This window comes from Corallococcus carmarthensis (assembly GCF_003611695.1).
Taxonomy (GTDB): Bacteria; Myxococcota; Myxococcia; order Myxococcales; family Myxococcaceae; genus Corallococcus; species Corallococcus carmarthensis.
In genome coordinates, this window is record NZ_RAWE01000114.1 from 23,338 (window position 1) to 30,051 (window position 6,714).

At 70.7% G+C, this 6,714-nt stretch carries 5 protein-coding genes; all 5 read right to left on the minus strand.

What is annotated here, in order from left to right:
- Positions 1-14 precede the first annotated feature (14 nt).
- Positions 15-1,649: a (2,3-dihydroxybenzoyl)adenylate synthase gene (locus D7X32_RS26555; protein ID WP_120605369.1), complete on the minus strand. Its 1,635-nt coding sequence runs from the start codon at positions 1,647-1,649 to the stop codon at positions 15-17.
- Positions 1,646-2,935 carry an isochorismate synthase DhbC gene (gene dhbC / locus D7X32_RS26560; RefSeq protein WP_120605370.1) on the minus strand — a complete coding sequence of 430 codons (1,290 nt, stop codon included), beginning with the start codon at positions 2,933-2,935 and terminating at the stop codon, positions 1,646-1,648. Before dhbC ends, D7X32_RS26555 begins: the two co-directional genes overlap by 4 nt.
- A gap of 84 nt (positions 2,936-3,019) precedes the next feature.
- A complete protein-coding gene (locus D7X32_RS26565) occupies positions 3,020-3,793 on the minus strand; it encodes a 2,3-dihydro-2,3-dihydroxybenzoate dehydrogenase (RefSeq protein ID WP_120605371.1) in 774 nt (257 codons plus the stop codon).
- 155 nt (positions 3,794-3,948) lie between these two features.
- Complete coding sequence (gene mxcL / locus D7X32_RS26570; RefSeq protein WP_120605372.1) at positions 3,949-5,232, minus strand: myxochelin B biosynthesis transaminase MxcL; 1,284 nt, start codon at positions 5,230-5,232, stop codon at positions 3,949-3,951.
- A gap of 31 nt (positions 5,233-5,263) precedes the next feature.
- Positions 5,264-6,490: a myxochelin export MFS transporter MxcK gene (gene mxcK / locus D7X32_RS26575; RefSeq protein ID WP_120605373.1), complete on the minus strand. Its 1,227-nt coding sequence runs from the start codon at positions 6,488-6,490 to the stop codon at positions 5,264-5,266.
- Between the last annotated feature and the right edge of the window lie 224 nt (positions 6,491-6,714).

Consider the following 6,714-nt stretch of genomic DNA (forward strand, 5'->3'; position numbering starts at 1 on the left):
GAAGGGCTCCGGTTTCAGGGAGAAGGAGTGGAGAGGGACTGGCGCAGGCTGTCGCGCAGCGCCTTCTTGCTGACCTTGCCGACGCCCGTCTGCGGGAAGGCCGCGACGAACTCGATGCGGTCGGGAATCTTGAACGACGCCAGGCCGCGCTGGCGCAGGAAGGCGTTGAGCGCGGAGGGGGAGGGGGCCTCGCCGCGGGGGATGACGACGGCGCAGGTGCGCTCGCCCAGGAACTTGTCCGGGATGGCCACCACCGCCGCGTCGCTGACGGAAGGGTGCGCGAGCAGGTGGTTCTCCACCTCCTCCGCCGCGACCTTGTCGCCGCCCCGGTTGATCTGATCCTTCGCGCGGCCCTCCACCACGAGGTCGCCTTCGGGCGTCAGGCGCACCAGGTCGCCCGTGCGGTAGAAGCCGTCCGTCGTGAAGGCCTTGGTGTTGTGCGCCTCCGCCTTGTAGTAGCCGCGGATGGTGTACGGCCCACGCGTGAGCAGGTGTCCCGTCCCGCCGGGCGCCACCGGCACGTCGTCATCGTCCACCACGCGCAGCTCGTCCGCGTCCGACATGGGGCGGCCCTGCGTGGTGACGATGCGCGTCTCCGCGTCGTCCAGGCGCGTGTAGTTCACCAGGCCCTCCGCCATGCCGAAGACCTGCTGCAGCCCGCAGCCCAGCGTGGGGCGCACGCGCGCGGCGGCCTCGTCGCTCAGCCGTGCGCCGCCCACCTGGAGGACCTTCAGGCTGGACAGGTCGTGCTTCTTCGCCAGCGACGAGTCCAGCCACACCATGGTCAGCGGAGGCACCAGCGCGGTGACGGTGACGCGCTCGCGCTCGATGAGCGGGAAGGCCACGTCCGGGCTGGGGTTCAGCGCCATCACCGCCGTGCCGCCGGCGTAGAAGGTGCCGAGCACGCCGGGCGAGGACATGGGGAAGTTGTGCGCCGCGGGCAGCGCGCACAGGTACACCGTCTCCGGAGAGAGCCGGCACACGTCCACGCTGGCGCGCAGGCTGTAGATGTAGTCGTCGTGCGTGCGCGGAATGAGCTTGGGCACGCCGGTGCTGCCGCCGGACAGCTGGAAGAACGCCACGTCCGACGGCGACGGTCCCTCCAGCGCCACGGGCTCCGTGGCGACGGACGCCAGCGCGGTGTGGCTCCCCGCGTCGCCCAGCACCAGCACGTGCTTCAGCGTGGGCGTGGCGGCCTTCACCTGCTCCGCGAGCCCCCGGTAGTCGAAGCCGCCGAAGCGGTCCGGGATGACGTAGGCCACGGCCTCCGTGAAGGCACAGAAGTAGCCGATCTCCGACGCGCGGTGCGCCGGCAGCGCGAACACCGGCAGCGCGCCCATGCGGAACAACGCGAAGATGACCTCGTAGAACTCCGGCACGTTGGGCAGCTGCACCACCACGCGGTCTCGCGAACGGATGCCCATCGCATGGAAGCCCGCGGCCAGCCGGTCCACGCGCGCGTCCAGCTCCGCGTACGTCCAGCGGTGCGTGCCGCCCACCAGCGCCACGCGCGTCCCGAAGTCCCGGGCGCGGTCGCGCAAGAGCTGGCCGAAGGTCTCCCCGCGCCAGTAGCCGGCCTCGCGGTAGCGCCGGGCGAAGTCCTCCGGCCAGGTGGGGCAGCCGGGCAGGTGCTCTAGCGCCGTGCTCATGGCTGCACCTCCAGGCCCACGCCCAAGGCCTGGAGCATGGCGCGGAACTTGGCCTCGGTCTCCGCGAGCTCCGCTTCCGGCGTGGAGCCCACGACGATGCCCGCGCCCGCGAACAGCCGCAGGGTGCGCTCGTCGGCCTCCGCGCAGCGGATGGTGACGGCCCACTGCCCGTCGCCGTTCGCGTCGCACCAGCCCACGGTGCCGGTGTAGTAGCCGCGGTGGAACGGCTCGATGTTCCCGATGGCCGTGTGCGCCAGCGCCGTCGGGTGGCCGCACACCGCCGGGGTGGGGTGCATGGCCAGCGCCAGCGTCAGGGACGTGATGGACGGGTCCTTCAGCTCACCGGTGATGCGGCTGGACAGGTGCCACATCGTCTGGGTGCTCACGAGCGACGGGCCCTTGGGCACGTCCAGCGTCTTGCAGAAGGGCCGCAGCGCCTCCGCCACCGCGTCGATGACGACCGCGTGCTCGTGCAGATCCTTGGGCGAGGCCATCAGCTTCGTGGCCCGCGCATGGTCCTCCACCGGCTCAGGGCTTCGCGCGGCGGAGCCCGCCAGCGGATTGGCCAGGACCTGCAACCCCGAGCGCGCCACCAGCAGCTCCGGGCTCGCGCCGATGAGCGTGCGCCGTCCCGCGCCGGGGGCCGCGTCCGCGTGCTGCGGCAGGTCCACCGCGAAGGTGTACCCATGCGGGTTGCGCCGGGCCAGGTTGTGCAGAAGCTGCCGCAGGTCCACGGGCGACGCCGTGTCCACGTGCAGCGACCGCGACAGCACCACCTTGCGCAGCGGGCCCTCCTGCATGAGCTTCAGCGCCGCCGCCACGCCGTCCTTGTACGCGGCGGGCTCCGGCACGGGCCGCAGCGTGTACTGCCCGGCCAGGGGCGACCGCGCGGCGGCGGCCCCGTCGAACACCATGGGCCCCGCGCGCTGGATGGTCATGGGGACCACGAGCTGCGCGGCCACCTTGCCGTCGAAGGGCACCGCGCCCACCGCCACCGGGATGTCATGTGCCGCGTCGCGCGACGCGCTGAGCACCGCCGCCACGCGCTCCGGCAGGCCGTCCAGGGAGTTGGTCCCGCCCGCGTCCGGCACCGTGGCGAACACGCCGCGCGCCAGCATCGTGCGCTTGGGCGACGCGAAGAAGAACGAGCCCGCGTCGTAGTCGCGCAGGAGCCGCGAGGACAGCGCCTCCTGCTCCGGCTCGCGCGCGACGACGGGCGCGCCCACCACGCCGTCCACCGTCCGCGCGTCCTGCTGCCGTCCAGTGATTTTGCTATCAGGAATCATTCTCAACTCGGGGCGATGCGGGGAGGGACATGCGTTTGTCCCGGGAGGGGAAGTCAGGGGAGAAAGGCGGACGTCGCGGGCGCGCTAGACGCCCAGCGTGGCGCCGCCGTCGATACACAAGTCGTGCATCGTGATGTGCCGGGCCTGGTCGGACGTGAGGAACACCACGGCGTCCGCGACATCCTCCGGCGTGGCGATGCGGCGCAGGGGGATGCCCGTGCGGTAGGTGTCCAGCGAGCCCATGATGACGGCCTCGCGGCCCGAGTCATCCGTCCACATGCCCCGCTGCATGGCGGTGTCGGTGGAGCCCGGGGAGACGACGTTGCAACGGATGCCGTGCTGGGCCAGCTCCAACCCCAGACACTTGGTGAACATGGTGGATGCGGCCTTGGAGGCCGCGTAGGCCGCCATCTGCATGCGCGGCACGCCGGACGCGTTGGAGCCCACCGTCACGATGACGCCGGAGCGGCGGGGCACCATGTGCTTCGCCACCGCGCGCGACATGTGGAACACGCCGTGGGTGTTGACCGCGAACGTGGACATCCAGTCCGCGTCGCTCTGCGTGAGCACGGAGCCCATGCGCAGGATGCCCGCCACGTTGGCCAGCACCTGGATGGGGCCCAGCTTGGAATCGATGTGCGCGACGGCGTCCTCGATGCCGTCCTTGTCACGCACGTCCACGGGGAACGCGGTGGCCTTCAGGCCCTGCTGGCGCAGCTCCGCCACCAGCAGCTCCAGCCCGGCGGCGTTCTGATCGAACATGGCGACGGGCATCGTGCGCGCCAGCTTGCGCGCGACCGCCGCGCCAATGCCCTGCGCCGCGCCCGTCACCACCGCGTGTCCCGTCGTTGAAGCCATCACCCGCTCGCCCTGGTCGTTTGAGTGAAAATGAGAACCGTTCTCATTTTCAGGATGCGGAAGTGCCATGGTCCTGAATCCCTGTCAAGATGGCTCAAACGTGAAACCGTCCGATGTCTGTCTTCACGGGCGGCGGGCGAGCGGATGTTTCAGGCTCAGGCGGCGCTGGCCTTGGAGCCGGCGGCCGTCTCGCGGAGCACCTCGCCAGCGGCGGCGATGGTGTGGTCGATCTGCTCCACGGTGTGCACGGCGCTGATGAAGTTGAGATCGCGGCGGAGGATGACGCCCCGGCGGGCCATGCCGGCCTGGAAGGGGATCATCTTCTCGATGTGCTCGGGGATGACCTTGCTGAAGCGGAAGAAGGGCACGGCGTCGTAGCCGATGACTTCCAGTGACGAGCCCGTCTCACGCGCGTGGGCGTTGACGCCGTCGCGCAGGCGGCGGCCCATGCTGGCGATGTGCTCGACGTAGTTTGTGGTGCGGTACTCCTTGAGGACGGCCTCGCACACGGCCAGCGACAGCATCTCGCCGCCGAAGGTGGTGGACACCTGGAGCTCGCTCAGGCGCGACAGGTACTTCTCCGGGCCCGCGATGGCGGACAGGGGCATGCCCGCGGCGATGCCCTTGGACAGGGTGACGAAGTCCGCCTGCACGTCGAAGAACTGCTGCGCGCCGCCCAGGGCCAGGCGGAAGCCGGTGACGACCTCGTCCAGGACGAACATCACGCCGTGCTTCGCGCACGTCTGCTTCACCTGGAGGAGGAACTCGCGGGTGACGGTGCGGTTGTACGGGATGGCCAGCAGCACGCAGGCCAGCTGGGCGCCGTGCTTCTCGATGTGCTCGATGAGCGCGGGCTCGTCCGGGGGCGTGAAGAGGGGCAGGCGGGTGGTGAGCTTCGCCACCGTCGCGGGCACGCCCGGCGTGTCATACATGAAGTGGTCGTGCCAGCCGTTGTAGCCCACGGTGACGATGTGCTCGCGGCCGGTGAGGTGGCGCGACAGGCGCACGGCGGCGGAGGTGGCGTCCGCGCCCGTCTTGAAGAAGCGAGCCATCTCCGCGCCGGGAATCACTTCCACCAGCGCCTTCACGGACGACACTTCCACCGGCGTGGGCAGTGAGTGGATGATGCCTTCCGCCAGGTGCTTGCGGATGGTCTCCGCGACGGCCGGGTGGTTGTGGCCCAGCATGTTCGCGCCGAGCGCCTGGATGAAGTCGATGTACTCCTGGCCGTCCGCGTCCTCCACCAGCGCGCCCTGGCCCTTGGCGAGGAACACGGGGAAGGCGCCGGGGGCGAAGTGGTCCGGCTTCTTCATCATCGTCTGGGTGACGCCGGGGACCCACTTGCGGGCCTCGGCGAGCAGCTGGTTGGAGCGCTCCAGCTTGAGTTCACCCACGATGGGGCGGGGCAGGGACGGGTGGCGCGGTGCTGTCTGGGACATGTACGGGTCCTGGTGAGGGGTTGAGAGGGATTCAGGGCGCGGGTGTGGCGTCCAACCGCACGGCGCGGCCCACGAAGGTCCACAGCATCCCGAGCGCGAGCGCGGAGATGCCCACCGCCAGCCAGCCCAGCTGCGCGAAGCCGATGAGCGTGCCGTCCGGCGCGGTGCTGAGCAGCAGACCGCCCATCCACGCGGCCAGCCCGGAGGCGCCGTCGCTGGCGGCCATGTTGACCGCGAGGTAGCGGCCCCGGAGGGACGGCGGCACCTGCGAAGCGACCAGCGCCATGGTGGGGATGGCGCGGCCGGAGGTGAGCGTCATGAAGAGCATGAACACCACGGCCACCACCGGCAGGGGTGACGGCGGCAGGTGCGTGAAGAGCAGGTGCGGCGCCATGGTGGCCACGAGCAGCAGCGCCAGCGCGCGCGCGGGGCCCAGGCGGTCCGCCATCCGGCCAATCCAGCGCGAGCACACGAACGTGGCCGCGCCGCCCGCCAGGTACACCCACGGCAGGTCCATGAGGGACAGGCCCACGTTGCCCACCATGAAGGCGCCCAGGTAGGGGATGAGCAGGAAGCTGGCGAACACCACCGTGAAGGTGAGTCCCCAGCCCAGCGCCAGCCGGGGCGTGAAGCCCGCGGTGGACGACGCGGCGCCGGACGCCTGGGACAGGTGCCCGTCCACGCGGGGGAGGAAGCGCAGGAGCAGCAGCCACACGAAGCCCGCGAGCCCCGCCAGGACGATGAACGGCGCGCGCCAGCCCCCGAGGTTCGCGAGGCCCAGGCCCAGCGGCACGCCCGCCACGGCGGAAAGGGCATAGGCGGTCATCACGGTGCCAATGGCCTGGCCCCGGCGCTCCGCCGGCACCACGTCGCTGACGATGGCGATGACGACGGCGCCCATCAGGCCCGCGCAGGCTCCGGCCACGGTGCGCGCGATGAGCAGGCCCGTGGCCCCGGTGGCCGCGCCGCACAGGAGCGTGGAGGCGATGAAGCCCGCGTAGAGCATCAGCAGCGTGCGCTTGCGCTCCAGGCGATCCAGCCAGAACACGCCCAGCACGCCCATGGCCGCGGACGCGAGCGTGTACGCGGACACCAGCGCTCCGAACCGCGTCGCCGACAGCCCCAGCCGCTGCATCAGCAGCGGGCCCAGCGGCATCAGCATCATGAAGTCGACGACGTGGGTGAACTGCACCGCCGCGAGGAGCCACAGCAGCGTGCGCTCACGCGCGGCGGGGGATGGAGCACTCAAGACAGTCACCTGAATCCAGACACACTTCGCCCCTGGCCTGACCGGGAATGACAGACAGGGCTCGGCCAGGCCCAGGCGCGCTTCGCGCCGGACCGCCGTGATTTGTTGCAGACCAGCGAATGATAATGAGAATCAACATCATTGAACTCCCGGAGTCAATGGGAAAGCGGGTTCCGTGACGGAATCGTTCGGCGGAGGGCTTGCCGGGTGGGTGTGGCTTGACGGGGTGGATG

Excerpts from the sequence above, each read along its gene's own strand:
- D7X32_RS26555 (WP_120605369.1), bottom strand. The coding sequence starts at position 1,649 with ATGAGCACGGCGCTAGAGCACCTGCCCGGCTGCCCCACCTGGCCGGAG.
- dhbC (WP_120605370.1), bottom strand. The coding sequence starts at position 2,935 with ATGATTCCTGATAGCAAAATCACTGGACGGCAGCAGGACGCGCGGACG.
- D7X32_RS26565 (WP_120605371.1), bottom strand. The coding sequence starts at position 3,793 with ATGGCTTCAACGACGGGACACGCGGTGGTGACGGGCGCGGCGCAGGGC.
- mxcL (WP_120605372.1), bottom strand. The coding sequence starts at position 5,232 with ATGTCCCAGACAGCACCGCGCCACCCGTCCCTGCCCCGCCCCATCGTG.